Source organism: Corynebacterium sp. NML 120412 (genome assembly GCF_002285155.1).
Classification (GTDB): Bacteria; Actinomycetota; Actinomycetes; order Mycobacteriales; family Mycobacteriaceae; genus Corynebacterium; species Corynebacterium gottingense.
This window is the reverse complement of sequence record NZ_NSGL01000007.1, coordinates 43,179-58,366: the sequence shown is the minus strand read 5'-3', so window position 1 is coordinate 58,366 and position 15,188 is coordinate 43,179. Positions and strand designations below refer to the sequence as shown.

Genomic DNA, 15,188 nt, shown 5'->3' with positions numbered 1-15,188 from the left:
GATATGGATGCGCTGCCTGATGACCCTGCAGAGTTAAAGAAACTCCTCGCCCAGGAACGCGAACGCCAAGCGGTCAAAGACGCGATCATTGAAGTGCTCATGGGCGGCAGCGAACACACCCAGGGCAGTGGTGATGCATCGGGAAAAGCCCTCGTCCGTGATGGTGCATTGTCTATAGCTGCGAAAGCTGCTGTGGTCTGCGCCCTTACGGACACCCACCACATCAGTATCGCCAAAGCATGCGCGCTCGCCGCGGATCGTGCAGTCAACGTTTTATCACCACCAGGGCAAACACCAACGCAGTGTGGCAAAACGCAAGGCACGCCGCGACAAGTACAAAGTACTCATCCGCCAGGCAGTCGATGAGTGCGGGCAAAGCTACGGCTACCGGCGCATCCACGCGTGGCTTGTTCGCGGTGGGCATCGCATATCGGAAAAAATTGTGCGTGAGCTGATGGACACACTCGGCTGCCACCCACCAGCAAAAGCATCCACGAAGTACTCCTCATACACCGGCGAGACCGCGCACCGCCCGGCAAACCTGCTGCTCATTGGCGATAACGAGCGCCCTGCTAATGAGACACATACCCTTGCCCGCCCTGAGGTGGCGCACTCGCAGTATTTCACCCGGTATGCGCACAGTAAGGGGTTGACCCATGATTTTCACGCGGATCAACCTTGGCAGAAAATTGGTACCGATGTCAGCGAAATCCGCTGCAGTGACGGCAGGCTCTACTTGTCAGCAGCCATCGACTTCTTCGACGGGATGCCCATTGCTGTGACCATGTCACAAACGCCAAACCATGAGCTGGTTGCCGGGATGATTGAACGGATCGACGCGGTAAAACCTGCTGATGCGCAACCGATCCTGCACTCGGATCGTGGAGGGCTCTACCGCAGCACACGCTGGGTCAACCTGATTACCGACCACGCCCACAACATCACCGGGTGCAAGGCATGCGCCACAGGGGAATGGTGCCAGAGGCGGTGGCGATACATCCCGTCACTGTCACGGAAAGGCACAAGTGGTGATAACGCGCGCACCGAGGGGTTCTTCGGCACGATGAAACAAGAACTGCTCAAAGGCAGACCCGCCACCAAAAAGATGACGGTGGCACAAATGCGAGACTATATTGACAACTACATCGACTTCTACACCCACACCAGGCTGAAGTCGACGCTAGGCAACGGCTATGCCACCATCGCCGAACACCGCCAAGCACTTGGAGTCTAAACAACAACACACAAGCCCCCGGGGCACTCCAACAAAACATCCGCAGGCCCTTTTCCTACGACTTCGTCACGGCGATCTCGTCACCTGGGTGTCGATAGCGTTGTCAGAGCGGATGACGCGTCCTGACTCATGGCCGCCCGGGGCCGGAAAGAGCCTGAGCACCCGAAGAGAGTGCGGACATGAAAACACGCACCCCAGAACGGGATGCGCTGAGTAAATCTGCGGGGCAACAACTTCCCCGGGCAGTACCTACCGGCGGTCTACTGCCGATCCTCGAAACGGCGGCGGAAACTCTCCTCCATCGACGCGCCACGGCGCGACTGCGGCGCCGCGTTCGCCTGCTGCGGACGGAGGTGCGGGGACGGGGTTGCGGGCGTACGCAACGCCATGACACCACCGAACATCATCACGCCGAAGCCCACGATGCTGATGAGCACCATCCACACACTGACGGTTGCGAGCGCGACACCGCCGAGCAGGAGCACAAGACCCAAGACCATCAGCGCGACGCTACGGAGGGTGATCTTGCCGGACGGCTGACGGCCTGCGTAGTCAGCGTCTTGCGCGACCGAGCTCCCGAACTGCGGGTCCTCAGCGAGAAGCGACTGCTCGATCTCTCGGAGGGCGCGCTGTTCCTGTTCAGAAAGAGACAATGGCTTCACTCCCCAGCTATACGGCGTGTTGACCGCACTCAATCGGTGGTTGAATCGCCTCGGCGGCGAATCATCTTATGGGTACAACGGTCATCCTACTCAGATTGTTCCCGCCGGAGAATCGGTTCAGCGAACTGTACTGATTTGCCATTCGCCCACAGCGCACCCCGCCTCCATGCCGCCGTACTAGGCCACCAGTGGAGGTTCCGCGCCAAACTCCGGCAGGGACGCCAGATAGAACTGCTCCGCCTCGTCCAGCAGGGCCGTCACCTTGTCCATCTCTGGGCGCTGCTGGATGCCAGAGGCAACGCGGCCACGCAGCGCCGAGTAACCACGAAACGTCGCCGCCCACCGCTTGCCGTCCGGACCGGTGAGCGCCAGCTTGTCCCACGCGCTACTCGGCAGCCGCTTTCGCCGGCGTATCTCCGGCGCGGTGGCACACACCGCTCCCGCAGTACGCAGCGCAGCCAGGTACGCCTGCTCAAGAGCGAGCGCCTCATCCCCCGCTTCAAGCTCCTCGTGAGCCTGCGCCAAGAAGGCGTCCGCGGCGGCAAGGAAGCGGTCGCGCTTGGCGGTGGAGGACGCGGAGCGGGTAGTTGCGGAAATCACGCTGGCAGTAGTGGTGTTCATCGGGCTGTCCTTTCCTATTGGGATGTCGTTGGTGTTGACCTTAAGGTGCGGGGCGAACACGGTGGCGTCGATAATCGCTCAAATGTTCGAAGTTGTGGCTTTTTCCACGGCGCGAGTACCGGCATGGTTCGATGGAGACGTGACCGTAGACATTCGCCCCCTGAGCAAGGCTGAATTCGCGTACCTTGCACCGCAGCTCGTGGACATTTACCTCGACGCGATGGAGTACCCGCGCTCGATCCGCCCCGAGCGGATCCGCGTTTGGCGCGGCGAAGTCACCACCCCCGGGTTCGTTGCCTTCGCCGCCGTCAGCGGCGAGCACGTTCTTGGCGTGGCCTACGGATTCCTGGGCAGCCGCGAGCGCTGGTGGGACCGACAGCTCGTCCGCGCGATGCGAGAAAACGGCGGGCCGACCGACCACGACCGCGCAATCCTGCGCAACTACTTCGAGGTTGCGGAGGTCCACGTCTCCCCCAGCGCCCAGGGGCACGGCATCGGCGCGCAACTCCTGCGCGCGCTCCTCCAGGCGACACCTGCGCCCCACGCGCTGCTGTCCACCCCGGAGGTCGAGCAGGAGGCCAACGCCGCCTTCCGGCTCTACCGCAGGTTTGGGTTCACCGACGTCGCCCGCGGCTTCTACTACTCGGGGGACCCGCGCCCGTTCGCAATCTTGGGACGCACCCTGCCGCTGCCGTCCGACGGGTAGGTAATCTTGCGGTAGCACGACGCCCCCACACTCATGAGATATAAGGAGTTCACACCGTGGCCGATAGGAGCACCCCGCTAGACCAGATCCCCGCGGCCGTGGAAGCACAACTCCGCCAATTCTTTGACCAGCAGCGCGAACCGGTCGCCCGCATCGGCGAGCCCGTCACCAACGCGGTAGCGCACCTGGAGCGATTCGTCCTGGGCGGCGGAAAGCGCATCCGCCCGCTCTATGGTTGGGCCGGCTTCGTTGGCGGCGGCGGGCTGGAGCGTAAAGGGGCCGGAAGCGCCGAGGACCCGGAGGCAGTCCTGCGCGCCGTCAGCGCGCTCGAGTTCATCCAGGCCTGTGCCCTCGTCCACGACGACATCATTGACGCCTCCGACACCCGGCGTGGCAACCCGACCGTCCACCGCGCCGTGGAGGCCGAACACCTCGCGGCCGGCAGGCGCGGCGACGCCGCCACCTTCGGCGAACACGCCGCCATCCTCATCGGAGACCTCGCCCTGGTGTGGGCCGAGGACATGTGGCGCTACTCCGGCCTGAGCGACGCCGCCCTCGAGCGCGCCGCAGCGCCCTGGCGAGGGATGCGCACCGAGGTCATCGGCGGCCAGCTGCTCGACATCATGCTCGAGGCGCAGGGCAGCGAGTCCATCGAACTTGCGGATCGCGTCAACCGGTTCAAGACCGCCGCGTACACCATCGAACGCCCGCTGCACCTCGGCGCAGCGATCGCGGGCGCGCCTGCGGATACCATCGAAGCCTTCCGCGGCTACGGCCACGACATCGGCATCGCCTACCAGCTCCGCGACGACGTCCTCGGCGTCTTCGGGGACTCCGCCGTCACCGGCAAGCCGGCCGGCGACGACCTCCGCGAGGGCAAGCGCACCGTCCTCTTCGCCACCGCGCTCCAGCTGCTCGACGAGTCCGACCCGTCCGCCGCGGCCGAGCTACGCGCCGGCATCGGCACCGCCACGGCGCCTGAGGATCTGGCCCGGCTGGCGGAGCTGATTGCGGAAAGTGGGGCGCTGGAGGGCGTCGAAAAGCGAATTGAGGCACTCACGACCTCGGGGCTCGCGCACCTGGAGACCGCCAATATCGACGACGCCGTGGCCGACAACCTGCGGCAACTGGCCATCAAGTCCACGGAACGGCGTGCCTGATGCAACGCACGCTCTGGCTTGGCGTCGCCGCCAGCGTGTGCATCGCGCTTGGCTCCTACGGTGCGGGCGCAACGCGCAACCGCAGCGGGCTGATGCGGGAACTCGGCCTCAACGCGCTGACCTACGGCCACGGCCGCGGACTCATGGACGGCCTGCTCACCGTGGGCATCCTGGGTCTTGTCGTGGCCTGGCTGCTGCTCGGCCGCGCCCGCCCCGGCCTACGCGCGACGCGACTGGCCACCTGCGCCTGGACCGCACCGCTCGTGCTCAGCGGGCCGGTGCTGTCGCGCGACGTCTACTCCTACCTCATGCAGGGGGCAATGCTTCGCGACGGCTACGACCCCTACACCGAGGGCGCAGCCGTCAACCCGGGGCCGTACCTCTGGGAGGTCAGCCACGACTGGCGCAACACCACCACCCCGTACGGCCCGTTACACCTCGGGCTGGGCAAGGCGATTACCTCGGTCATCGGCGACGACGTCACCGCCGGGTTGGTGGCGTACAAGCTCATCTCGCTCGCCGGCTTCGCCCTCATCGTGTGGGCGGTACCGCGGATCGCCCGCGAGCTCGGCGGCGACCCGGAGTTCGCCCTCTGGATCGGCGCCACAAACCCGGTCATGCTGCTGCACCTCGTCGGCGGCATGCACAACGAATCCGTCATGGTCGGCCTCGTTTCCGCCGGCCTGCTCGCGTGCATCGCGCCGGAGCGACGCCGTTTTGCCTGGTCCACCGCAGGCATCGCGCTCATCGCGCTCGCCGTCTCCTTGAAGGCCACCGCGGCGATCGCGCTCCCCTTCGTCGTCTGGATCCTGCTCGCGCGCGACAACGGCGGCGCGCACGCCAGCTGGCCGCGCCGCGTGGGCGTGTTCATCGGCAGCGGTGCGTGGACCGTCGCCGTCACGGCCGCGGTGGTCAATCTCGTCACCGTGCTTTCCGGATCGTCGTGGGGCTGGGTCGAGGAGATCTCCGGAAACTCCAAGGTGGTCAACCCGCTGGCCGGGCCGACGCTGCTCGCCGAGCTCATCGCGCCGATCGCGCAGCTGATCAACGAGGACTTCCACTACAACAGCGCCCTCGCCGCCACCCGCGCGGCCAGCGGGATCCTCATGCTCGCCGGGCTCGTCGTCGTGTGGTGGTTCTTCCGCCCCAAGGACAGGGCGCTTGCCGACGCCACCGCTGTCGCCGGCACCGCCGCCGCCTACGCCGTCGCATTCGTCGCCAACTCGGTGACGCTGCCTTGGTATTACGCGTCGCTCATCTCACTGGTGGGCACGTTCCGTGCCCCGGCGTGGGTCGAGCGGGTCGCGGTGGGCGGCTCCGTCGTCATCGCGCTCGCGTTCACGGGCAGCGGCAACCACCGCTTCTACGACCCGTGGTTCCTCGTGCTCGCGCCGTTCGCGGCGCTTCTGTCGGTCGTGTTGGTGTGGCCGCGCGGTGGCGTCGATAAGCAGGTCGGCGCTAGAACGCCATCGCCTGCGCGCGCCTAATCACCTCGCGCGCGCCGTGGCCGTGCAGGGCGTCGATCGGACGGCCCGGGAGCGAATCGTCCGGGGTAAACAGGTATGCGAGGATCTCTTCCTCGGTAAATCCGCCGTCGTAGAGCACCGTGATCGCGCCGGTGATGAACTTGCTCATCTCGCCGTCGCTGAACAGCACGGCCGGGATGCACTTCTTGCCGTCCTTGCGGTAGACCACGAGCTTCTTGCCGTTCACGTAGTCGTGCACCTTGGTCACGGGGATGCCGAGCATCTCCGCAACATCAGGCATGGTGAGCAGTTCTTCGCCAGCGAGAAGATCATCAAGAGTATTCACGGAACCGTAGTTTAGCGCCGAGCGACGGGTGTGCACCATACTGGTCAGCATGCGTGTAGGAGACTACCTGGACAACCGGTACGTGATCGACAGGCCGATCGCGCGTGGCGGCATGGCCACCGTGTACCGCTGCGTGGATACCCGACTCGGGCGCGAGGTCGCCGCAAAAGTCATGCACGAGCAGTATGTTCATGACCCGGTGTTCCTCGACAGGTTCCGCCGCGAGGCCCGCGCCATGGCGCAGTTGTCGCACCCGAACCTGGTCAACGTCTACGACTTTTCCGCGCAGGGCGACACCATCTTCCTCATCATGGAGCTCATCACCGGCGGCACGCTTCGCGAGCTCCTCGCCGAGCGCGGCCCGATGCCGCCGCACGCGGCCACCAGCGTGCTCCGCGGCCTGCTCACCGGGCTCGGAGTCGCGCACGCCAAGGGCCTTGTCCACCGCGACATCAAGCCCGACAACGTGCTTATCAGCGCGGACCACCAGGTCAAACTCGCCGACTTCGGGCTCGTGCGCGCCGCCGCCGAATCGCCGCAATCTACCGACCAGATCGTGGGCACCGTGTCCTACCTCTCGCCGGAGCAGGTCAACGGCTCCGCGATCACGCCCGCCTCAGACGTCTACTCCGCCGGCATTGTCCTTTTCGAGCTCCTCACCGGCCGCACCCCGTTCACCGGCGACACGCCGCTCGCCCACGCCTACGCACGCTTGCAGGATGATGTGCCGCCGCCGTCGCAGCTTATCGACGGAGTGCCCATGCTCTTCGACGAACTCGTCACCACCGCGACAGCCCGGACCCCCTCCGAGCGGTTCCGCGACGCCGGGGAGTTCCTCGATGCGCTCGACGACGTCGCGCGCGACCTGCGCCTTCCCGCCTACACCGTGCCGGCCCCAAAAAACTCGGCCGCAAACCGCGCCGCAGCGCACCCCACGCGCTTCGGCTCCCAGCCGCGCCCTCCTCGTCCTCCGCACCCTCAGCGCCCGCAGTACCCCAACGGAGCAGGATCCACGCGCGCCGTTCCGCAGGCCGAGCGGCGCCTGTTCCCGGATGCCCCGGGCGCTGGGGCCGCGGCTTCGGTTCCGCAACCAGTCCCGCAGCCTGCCCCGCAACCGGTGCCCGTGCCGACGCGGCAGGCTCCCGTCGCGCCGCCTCCCACGCAGCGGCCGCCAACACCGGCGGCACCGCCAGCCGCGCGCGGACCGCGCCCCAAGGTGCGGCGCGTGTCCAACCGATCAGGCCTGGGGATTGTGGTGTACGTGCTGTTCGCGGTTGCGGTCACCGCAGCTGTCGCCGTCGGCGGTTGGTGGTTCGGCTCGGGCCTCTACGGCGAAATCCCTCCCCTGCTCAGTTCCGCGCTGGGCGGGTGAGGAAGGGAGGGATCGCGGGGGCGTCGAGAAGCGAATGGCGCTTAGTAGCGCAACATCTCCGCGACGAGGAAGGCCAGCTCGAGGGCCTGCTCGGTGTTCAGGCGAGGGTCGCATGCCGACTCGTAGCGGCCCGGCAAGTCCACGTCGCTGATGTCCTGCGCGCCGCCGAGGCACTCGGTGACGTTCTCGCCGGTGAGCTCGATGTGCACGCCGCCCGGGTGCGTGCCCAGCTCGCGGTGGACCTCGAAGAAGCCCTGGACCTCATCAATAATCTTGTCAAAGTGGCGCGTCTTGTAGCCGTTGGACGAGGTGAACGTGTTGCCGTGCATCGGGTCCGACTGCCAGACGACCTTGTGGCCGGACGCCTCGACCGCCTTGACAATGCCGGGCAGGACCGTGCGGATGTTGTCGTGACCCATGCGGATCACCATGGTCAGGCGGCCCGGCTCGCGGTTCGGGTCGAGCTTGTCCGCGTAGGCGACAGCCTCCTCCGGGGTCACCTTCGGGCCGAGCTTGATGCCGATCGGGTTATCAATGAGCGCCGCGAAGTTGACGTGGAAGTCATCCATCCCGCGGGTGCGTTCGCCAATCCACAGCTGGTGCGCGGACAGATCGTAGAGGTGCTGCTTGCCGTCCTCGCCATCAGCCAGGCGCAGCATCGCGCGCTCGTAATCAACCAGCAGCGCCTCGTGGGACGCGAAAATCTCGGAGGTGCGCAGGTTGTAGTCGTTGACACCGCAGGCGTCCATGAACGCGAGCGAGCGAGAGATCTCGCGTCCGAGCGCCTCGTAGCGCGCACCCGCCGGCGAGTTGGTCACGAACTCGCGGTTCCAATCATTGATGTTGTGCAGGTCAGCGGTGCCCGAAGCAACCAGGGCGCGCACCAGGTTCATCGCTGCGGACGAGTTTGCATACGCGCGGACCATGCGGGCCGGGTCGTGGCGGCGGGACTCCTCGGTCGGCTCCACGCCGTTGACAATGTCGCCGCGGTAGTTCGGCAGACCGTTCGCGTCCAGATCGGACGAGCGCGGCTTGGCGTACTGCCCCGCGATGCGGCCGAGCTTGACCACCGGCATCGACGCGCCGTACGTCAGCACCGCCGCCATCTGCAGCAGCGTGCGCACGTTCGCCCGGATGTGCGGCTCCGTGTTGGACTCAAAGGTCTCGGCGCAATCGCCGCCCTGCAGCAGAAACGCCTTGCCCAGCGCGACGTTCTTGAGGTGCGACTTCAGCTGGTGCACCTCCGGCGCGAGGACCACAGGCGGAACGGACTCGAGGATCTTGCGCACGGCGCGGGCCTGATCCGGGTCCCAGCTCGGCTGCTGCTTCGCGTCGCGCGAAACCGCGTCCTGAAATTGCTCGTTCAGGTCCCCCGGCAGCGGCGGAAGATCGGGCAAAACTTCTTTAGGGATGTCAATAGTCCAACTCACGTTCTCATTCTTAGCACACCGGTGAGGGGCACAAAATGAATTTGCGGACTTTTATGCGTGCCCAAGAGAGGGGTCACGGAACGCGGTGACCCGGCCTTTTGCATCCAGCGGCAGCACTTCCGCGCAGGCGCGGTACTTCTTGACGTTATGACGGGCGTCGACAAGCGCATCGTGGCTCCCCTTCGGAACCCGCGGAAGCTTCGGCCGGCCGGCCATCTCCCAATACTGCTTCAGCTCGTGGGTGAAGTGCGGCAGCTCGCGCGGGTACGCGCTCATGTCACCCCACATCTGTGCGAACAGCACGTGGTCATAGCCGCCAACCCACGCCCAGAGGTGCGGCGTGGAGGAGTCAGCGGTGAGGAAGTCGAAGACCTCATCGCGGATCGTGCGCAGCGGCTTCCAGCGCGGGTCGCTCTCCGGCGGCAACTTACGCAGCACATTGCGGACGACCCAGTCGCTGGCGCGGGTGGCGTCGAAGTCGCGAGAAACCGCGTAGTACTCGCGGCCGTCCTCGGCGACGATGCCGATGGACACCAGCTCGATCGTCGAGCCGTCCTCAATGAACTCCGTATCGTAGAAGTACTTCACCTGCGCACACAGGCCTTCCTAGTTCCAGGGTGTAAACATTTGTTACTCGCTCGGGCGATCATCCAAGCGGATCGGCAGGCGCTCCTCACGCCGAGCGCGACTGCGCGGCCAGAACATCACTACCGCGACGATGACGACGGCGATCGGTGCGGCAATCGTCGTGTGAAAGCCGGTTTGCGACGCAACAATGTAGAGCGCCACCGTGACAACCACCAGCACGATGCGGGTGAGGAGATCCTTGTCCATGCTCTTCATGCTCACCTACTTTCCCTCCGACGTTGCTTCCGGCTCGGCTCCCGGCGGGTACGACCCCGTCGCGGCGAGGGATTCCTTGACCTCGCTGGCGTAGACGTCAACGTAGTCGTAGCCCGTCAGCTCGGCGAGCCGGCGCATGAGGTAGTCCGTGAACGGACGGGCTACCTCGCGCGACGCCGGGTCGAACCCGTGCTCCGCAGCCCACGCGTGCGGGTCGATCTGCTCACTGATCTCAATGTGCACCTTCGCCGGGCGCGGGAAGTTGGTGCCGATCGGGTTGGCGTTGCGGGTGCCCACCATGCCGGTCAGCACGACGGGCGCGCCCGTTTCCATCGCGATGCGCGCAACGCCCGTGCGCCCCTTGTATACCCGGCCGTCCGGCGAGCGCGTGCCCTCCGGGTAAATACCAAAGAGCTCGCCGCTGTCCAGCACCCGCGTCGCGGCGTTAAGCAGGGCATCGCCCGCATCCGAGCTCTGGCGGTCCAGCGGGACCTGCCCCACCGAGGAGAAGAACCACTTCTGCACCGCTCCCTTCACGCCGGGCGTGGTGAAGTACTCGCTCTTCGCCGGGAACGTGAGCTGCCGGCGCACCATCAGCGGCAGGTAAAACGAGTCCATGACGGCCTGGTGGTTGGACACCATGATCGCCGGGCCGCGCTCCGGAATGTTGTCCGCCCCGTTGATCGTCGGGCGATTCCACACAATGAGGAACGGGCCGAGCACGGCCTTAAACAGTGAATACCACCGGTTTGTCATTGCGTTTGCTCCCTCATCAAGATGCTGATCAAGATTTCAGTGCTCGCCGCGCAGCATCTCGCGCGCGAGGTCAGCCACACCGATCATACCGGCCTGGGGGCCGAGTTCCGCGCACTGGATGTCTGCCACCGGGCGGTACCCGGACCCGACCATCGTGTTCGCCATCGTTTCCCGAGCAGTGTCAACGAACAGGTCGGCATCCTCCGACACCCCTCCGCCCAACACGATGAGGGCGGGGTCGAGCACGTCAGCGACGATTGACAGTCCGCGCCCCAGCCAGGTGGCGAAGCTGTCCACGGCGGCCTGCCCCAGCTCGTCGCCGGCGCGCGCCGCGGCCATCACGTCGCGCCCAGTCGCGCGCTTGTCCACCACCTTGCGGTACAGGCCACAGCGCTTGTAGGAGCCCTTCGCCGCGCTCTCTATCGCACAGTCCACCAGCGAGGTCCCCGACGCGTAGCGCTCGAGGCACCCTTGCTTGCCGCAGGAGCAGACTCGCCCGTCCGGGACAACGGTAATGTGGCCGAACTCCGGGGCGGTACCGAAGGACCCACGGTAGATCTCCCCGTGGTGCATCAGTGTCGCGCCGATTCCCGTGCCCACGGCGAACAGCACCCACGTGTCGGCCGACTTCGCGGCGCCGAACCGGTACTCGCCCCAGGCCGCCGAGTTCGCGTCGTGCTCCAAGCGCACCGGCAGGCCAAGGGCGTCAGTGAGCTCGCGGCGCAGCGGGTGGTCATCGCGCCACGGCAGGTGCGGGGCGAACCGCACGATCTCGCAATCGGGGTCGAGGAAGCCGGCGATCGCCAGGCCGACAGCACCGATGTCGTACGTCTCGCGCAACTGGTTGACCAGCTGCACGATCCCCTGCGTCATTTCCGGGCCGGTTTGCGGCGTCTGCGTCTGCGCCGAGTCAAGAATCCGCCCCGCCGAATCCACGACGGCGGCGCGCAAGTTCGTTCCGCCGATGTCAAAACCGAGCGTGAGCGTTTCGTCCGTTGCCATAGCCCATCATCGTAGTTACTTCAGCTGTGCGGCCAACCTGCGGGTCAGCACGTCCCAGGCAAAGTGCTTCTCGACGCGCACCCGCCCCGCCTCACCCATCCGCTTGGACGCGGCGGGATCGCTGAGGAGGGTGATGGTGGCGTCGGCAAGCATGCGCACGCTCGTGCCGTCAACGACGACGCCGGTTGCCGGCGTGATGGTTTCGGGCGCGCCGCCGGAGTCGCCGGCGATGACGGGGACGCCGCAGGCCTGCGCCTCGAGGTAGACGATGCCAAGGCCCTCCACGTCGAGGCCGCCGCCGCGGGTGCGAGCGGGCATGGCAAAGACGTCGGCTGAGGCGATGGTGTCGCGCAGCGTTGCTCGGTCGACCGCGCCGGTGAAGGTGACGCCTGCGGTGCCGCGGGCGAGGGTGCGGAGTCGGCGCTCGTCTGGACCGGACCCGACGATCACAAGCTGGGCACCCGGCACGGCTGCGCGGATGGCGGGCAGCGCGCGGATGAGCTGGTCCTGCCCTTTTCTGCGGACGAGCCGGGACGCGCACACGATGCGGGGCGCGGGCTCGGCGTGGGCGGGCTCGGCCGGCCGGAAGAAGTCCGTGTCTACCCCAGACGGCAGCGCGACGTACTCGGGGTGTGCGCCGAATGCGGGGGCAATGCGGCGGCGCGTGTAGCCGGAAATGTAGGTGAGTACGTCTGCGTTGCGGCCGATGTTGCGCAGGACCTGGCGCGCGCCCGGGAGCATCGACCAGCCGACCTCGTGCCCGTGGGTCGTGGCCACGACGCGGTGCGCACCGGCCCGCTTGGCGGCGCCGCCAAGGACGGCCAATGGCGCGGCTGCACCGAACCACACCGTGGTCGCGCCGTGGCGGCGGATCAGCTGCGCCATTGCCGCCCGGACGCGCGGGGTGGGCAGCATCACCCGGTGTGGCCACCGCACGATGGTGTAGGGCTGCGCGGCGTCCCACTCGCGCGCAGCCGCCGCGTCCTGCGTGGAGGCAAACACGACCACCGAGTCGGACCCGTTCAGCGCAACGAGGTGGGAGACGAAATCCCGCAGATACGACTGAATCCCGCCGAGAGTCGGCGGGAAGTCGTTGGTGACAAGCAGCGTCGGGGCCATGGCCTGCCAGCGTACGCGGTTAGTAGCGCACTGCGCCCTGGGCCGGCATGGAGTTGACCGGCACCACCTGGACCGGGATGCCGTAGTCGGACGCGTGGACCACCATGCCGTCGCCGATGTACATGGCCACGTGGGTCACGCCCGGGTAGTAGCCGATGATATCGCCCGGCTGCAGCTGGTCCATGGAGACCGGCGTACCGCCGGCCAGCTGGGCCTGCGACGTACGCGGGATGCCCTTACCGTTCTGGCCGTAGGCCCACACCATGAGGCCCGAGCAGTCGAATGCGTCCGGGCCGGTCGCGCCCCAGCCGTAGGGCTTGCCAATCTGCGCGAGCGCTGCGGCGACCACGCCAGAATCCGCTGCCGGCACGTTGGCACCGAGGTCGATCGGTCCGTCCTTGGCAATCCAGCGCTGGCGGTCTTCCTCGTTCAGGCTATCTACCTGGTCCTCGATGTCACGGATCTGGTCGTCCAGCTCGTCGCGCTCGCGGTGGAGCGCGTCCAGCTGCGCGGCGAGCTGGTTGCGGTTGTACTCCGCTTCCGCCTTCGCAATGTTCGCGCTCCGGGCGCGCGACGCTGCCTCTTCGTTGGCGGTGTTCAAGCCATCAATGGTCATCTGCGCGTTGCGAGACAGCGAGTTGAGGTACGCGGCTCGGTCGATCGCCACCTGCGGGCTGCCCGACTCGAGCGTCGTGAGCAGCACCTCCGACTCCGAATTGCGGTACTTCGACTGCGCAATGTCGTTGACGTTGCGCTGGTAGCTCGTCTTTGCGCCGTTGGCCTCCGCAGCGGCGGTGCGCGCCGCGGCAGCCTTCTCGTCCGCCTCCGCGATCTTGCGTTCGGACTCAGCGACCTGGTCCTCGAGGGACTTGATCTCCTCCGACTTCGCCGTGGCCTGGTGCGAGACGTCTTCGAGCCTGTCGATCAACTCATCAACGTCGTCCGCACCAGCCGGCACCTGCAGCGCGGCAACCGCCGCCGAAGAGAGCGCACCGACCGCGATGACCATTGCGCCTCGACGTCCTGAACGGCGCGCACCGCGCGCGTGGAGAGAGTGTTTGCCCACGACAAATCCCCTTGAACTTTCAAGCCGAGTACGCCACTCGGAAAACCAATATCGGCCGTGGTCCAACTGACCGCAAGCCTTTACAAAACTGTAACTACTATAGCCAGATCAGCCGTCCAACAAAAGCACACCCGGCCAATCAGCAACGATTGACACGGGTGTGAAAGTTGGTGCGCAACGAGTGCGCGAATCCGCGAGTTAGAAGCGGACCACGGAGTGGACCGGCATCATGCTCAGCGGGCGCTCGCCGACCGGGACGCCGTCGTTGAGGGCGTCGATGATCATGCCATTGCCAGCGTAGATAGCAACGTGGGAGGCGCCGCTGTAGTACACGACGATGTCGCCCGGCTGGATGTTGTCCAGGGAGACCGGGGTACCCGCGGAGGCCTGCGCCTGCGAGGTGCGCGGGATGGACTTACCGGCCTGAGCGTAGACCCAGGAGGTGAAGCCGGAGCAGTCGAACGCGTTCGGGCCCGCTGCGCCGTAGACGTACGGCGAGCCAATCTTGGTGCGGGCGATGTCGACGATGCGCTCACCCTGGGTCTTCTCCTGCACCACCGGCGCCGGCGCGGACACCGGAGCGGAGTACTGCTGAGCGACGGCCGGTGCCGGAGCCTCCGGCAGGACCTGCGCCTCAACGTTGGCGATGAACTGGTTGAAGCCCGGGACGTTGGCGATACCCGGCAGCGTCTTCACCTGGGACAGGGCCTGACGGTACTGGCCGCCATCGGCCTTGCCCGCCAGGGATGGGACCCAAGCCTCGATGCCCGGGATGTTTGCGACACCCGGAATGTTCTCAATGCCCGGGATCTGGGCAGCAACCGGGGTGTTCGGGACGCGGACCTCAGCGGCGGAAGCCTGGGTCGGGACCATCAGAGTCGCGCCTGCGACGACGGCCGTGGCAGCTGCGACGGTGCGCACTGCGGAATTGTTCTGGCGACGGTGCTTAGCCATTGTAAGTTTCTCCATATCTTCTCTTCGCCTACCGGGTTGCCTGTCGGGCTGGGCCCTGAGAATGCGCCCTGACGTACCTCTGCACGCCATCCGCCCTTGTAGGAAAGTGCGGTTTCCCGGTTCCACATCGCTCGTGCATCTCACTCGGTCCGCGGAATTCGGCTCATATGTTCTGTTTTCGTACCTTGCAAGCAACGGCTGTTGTCGCAATGTCTCGATCAGATTACGAAACGGCAACAAGTTTGTCCAACACTGAGAGTGTTACTAATCCGTTATCGAATCTTTGCACAGTCTTTGCCCGCTTATCGACGCCACCGCTCCCCCACAATTCGCGCCGCTCTTTCCCCAATTTCTATCCATTGACCTGCACTAAACCGACCAGCGCGGAAATTCCACTGATTGACTACAGCTGTACGCTGCGCCATTTACGAAACTACTGTGACGTTAGACA

Annotated in this window: 16 protein-coding genes, 1 pseudogene and 1 riboswitch; of the genes and pseudogenes, 6 read left to right on the top strand and 11 right to left on the bottom strand. The window is 66.0% G+C overall.

Annotated features, from left to right (window positions below; translation table 11 throughout):
- Positions 1 to 366 (top strand): hypothetical protein (locus CKJ84_RS12260; protein ID WP_158221702.1); only part of this gene is annotated, 366 nt, incomplete at its 5' end.
- The gene (locus CKJ84_RS10910; RefSeq protein WP_095545992.1) at positions 305 to 1,234 is read left to right on the top strand and encodes a DDE-type integrase/transposase/recombinase; all 930 of its coding nucleotides are present in this window, start codon (positions 305 to 307) and stop codon (positions 1,232 to 1,234) included. The genes CKJ84_RS12260 and CKJ84_RS10910, both read left to right, overlap by 62 nt.
- A 260-nt stretch (positions 1,235 to 1,494) precedes the next feature.
- On the opposite strand, the gene CKJ84_RS10905 is transcribed toward CKJ84_RS10910, so the two are convergent.
- A complete protein-coding gene (locus CKJ84_RS10905; protein WP_095534976.1) occupies positions 1,495 to 1,887 on the bottom strand; it encodes a DUF3040 domain-containing protein in 393 nt (130 codons plus the stop codon).
- A gap of 186 nt (positions 1,888 to 2,073) precedes the next feature.
- A complete protein-coding gene (locus CKJ84_RS10900; RefSeq protein ID WP_095546958.1) occupies positions 2,074 to 2,517 on the bottom strand; it encodes an SAV_6107 family HEPN domain-containing protein in 444 nt (147 codons plus the stop codon).
- 139 nt (positions 2,518 to 2,656) lie between these two features.
- Between CKJ84_RS10900 and CKJ84_RS10895 the strand changes: the two genes are divergently transcribed.
- Genes CKJ84_RS10895 through CKJ84_RS10885 form a run of 3 tightly spaced genes read left to right on the top strand, consistent with a single transcriptional unit; the run spans position 2,657 to position 5,870 of the window.
- Positions 2,657 to 3,223 (top strand): GNAT family N-acetyltransferase, encoded by a 567-nt coding sequence (locus tag CKJ84_RS10895; protein WP_095546957.1) that lies wholly within the window; start codon positions 2,657 to 2,659, stop codon positions 3,221 to 3,223.
- 56 nt (positions 3,224 to 3,279) lie between these two features.
- Positions 3,280 to 4,383: a polyprenyl synthetase family protein gene (locus CKJ84_RS10890; protein WP_095546956.1), complete on the top strand. Its 1,104-nt coding sequence runs from the start codon at positions 3,280 to 3,282 to the stop codon at positions 4,381 to 4,383.
- Positions 4,383 to 5,870 carry an alpha-(1->6)-mannopyranosyltransferase A gene (locus CKJ84_RS10885; RefSeq protein WP_095546955.1) on the top strand — a complete coding sequence of 496 codons (1,488 nt, stop codon included), beginning with the start codon at positions 4,383 to 4,385 and terminating at the stop codon, positions 5,868 to 5,870. The genes CKJ84_RS10890 and CKJ84_RS10885 overlap by 1 nt, the downstream gene beginning before the upstream one ends.
- Here CKJ84_RS10885 and CKJ84_RS10880 read toward each other — a convergent pair.
- A complete protein-coding gene (locus CKJ84_RS10880; RefSeq protein ID WP_095546977.1) occupies positions 5,842 to 6,234 on the bottom strand; it encodes an Rv2175c family DNA-binding protein in 393 nt (130 codons plus the stop codon). The two genes, CKJ84_RS10885 and CKJ84_RS10880, sit on opposite strands and share 29 nt — an antisense overlap.
- 1 nt (position 6,235) lies before the next feature.
- On the opposite strand from CKJ84_RS10880, the pseudogene CKJ84_RS10875 reads away from it, so the two are divergent.
- Positions 6,236 to 7,546, top strand: a pseudogene (locus CKJ84_RS10875) (protein kinase); the annotation flags it as partial.
- Positions 7,547 to 7,608: 62 nt separating this feature from the next.
- Here CKJ84_RS10875 and CKJ84_RS10870 read toward each other — a convergent pair.
- The 8 genes from CKJ84_RS10870 to CKJ84_RS10835 all read right to left on the bottom strand — a co-directional run bounded on the left by CKJ84_RS10870 (position 7,609) and on the right by CKJ84_RS10835 (position 14,737).
- Complete coding sequence (locus CKJ84_RS10870) at positions 7,609 to 8,997, bottom strand: class II 3-deoxy-7-phosphoheptulonate synthase (protein WP_095546954.1); 1,389 nt, start codon at positions 8,995 to 8,997, stop codon at positions 7,609 to 7,611.
- 51 nt (positions 8,998 to 9,048) lie between these two features.
- Positions 9,049 to 9,585, bottom strand: a complete 537-nt coding sequence (locus CKJ84_RS10865) for a polyadenylate-specific 3'-exoribonuclease AS (RefSeq protein WP_095546953.1) — start codon at positions 9,583 to 9,585, stop codon at positions 9,049 to 9,051.
- Between the two features lie 42 nt (positions 9,586 to 9,627).
- Positions 9,628 to 9,846 carry a hypothetical protein gene (locus CKJ84_RS10860; RefSeq protein WP_133064696.1) on the bottom strand — a complete coding sequence of 73 codons (219 nt, stop codon included), beginning with the start codon at positions 9,844 to 9,846 and terminating at the stop codon, positions 9,628 to 9,630.
- The gene (locus CKJ84_RS10855) at positions 9,847 to 10,596 is read right to left on the bottom strand and encodes a 1-acyl-sn-glycerol-3-phosphate acyltransferase (protein ID WP_095546952.1); all 750 of its coding nucleotides are present in this window, start codon (positions 10,594 to 10,596) and stop codon (positions 9,847 to 9,849) included. It abuts the gene before it with no gap.
- Positions 10,597 to 10,632: 36 nt separating this feature from the next.
- The gene (locus tag CKJ84_RS10850) at positions 10,633 to 11,598 is read right to left on the bottom strand and encodes an ROK family protein (protein ID WP_095546951.1); all 966 of its coding nucleotides are present in this window, start codon (positions 11,596 to 11,598) and stop codon (positions 10,633 to 10,635) included.
- A 15-nt stretch (positions 11,599 to 11,613) separates the two neighbouring features.
- Positions 11,614 to 12,717 carry a glycosyltransferase family 4 protein gene (locus CKJ84_RS10845; RefSeq protein ID WP_095546950.1) on the bottom strand — a complete coding sequence of 368 codons (1,104 nt, stop codon included), beginning with the start codon at positions 12,715 to 12,717 and terminating at the stop codon, positions 11,614 to 11,616.
- A 19-nt stretch (positions 12,718 to 12,736) separates the two neighbouring features.
- A complete protein-coding gene (locus tag CKJ84_RS10840) occupies positions 12,737 to 13,783 on the bottom strand; it encodes a C40 family peptidase (RefSeq protein WP_233125678.1) in 1,047 nt (348 codons plus the stop codon).
- A 198-nt stretch (positions 13,784 to 13,981) separates the two neighbouring features.
- The gene (locus CKJ84_RS10835; RefSeq protein WP_095546948.1) at positions 13,982 to 14,737 is read right to left on the bottom strand and encodes a C40 family peptidase; all 756 of its coding nucleotides are present in this window, start codon (positions 14,735 to 14,737) and stop codon (positions 13,982 to 13,984) included.
- 13 nt (positions 14,738 to 14,750) lie between these two features.
- A riboswitch (cyclic di-AMP (ydaO/yuaA leader) is annotated at positions 14,751 to 14,911 on the bottom strand.
- Positions 14,912 to 15,188: the final 277 nt, after the last annotated feature.

Excerpts from the sequence above, each read along its gene's own strand:
- CKJ84_RS10900 (WP_095546958.1), bottom strand. The coding sequence starts at position 2,517 with ATGAACACCACTACTGCCAGCGTGATTTCCGCAACTACCCGCTCCGCG.
- CKJ84_RS10885 (WP_095546955.1), top strand. The coding sequence starts at position 4,383 with ATGCAACGCACGCTCTGGCTTGGCGTCGCCGCCAGCGTGTGCATCGCG.
- CKJ84_RS10880 (WP_095546977.1), bottom strand. The coding sequence starts at position 6,234 with ATGGTGCACACCCGTCGCTCGGCGCTAAACTACGGTTCCGTGAATACT.
- CKJ84_RS10855 (WP_095546952.1), bottom strand. The coding sequence starts at position 10,596 with ATGACAAACCGGTGGTATTCACTGTTTAAGGCCGTGCTCGGCCCGTTC.
- CKJ84_RS10850 (WP_095546951.1), bottom strand. The coding sequence starts at position 11,598 with ATGGCAACGGACGAAACGCTCACGCTCGGTTTTGACATCGGCGGAACG.
- CKJ84_RS10845 (WP_095546950.1), bottom strand. The coding sequence starts at position 12,717 with ATGGCCCCGACGCTGCTTGTCACCAACGACTTCCCGCCGACTCTCGGC.
- CKJ84_RS10835 (WP_095546948.1), bottom strand. The coding sequence starts at position 14,737 with ATGGCTAAGCACCGTCGCCAGAACAATTCCGCAGTGCGCACCGTCGCA.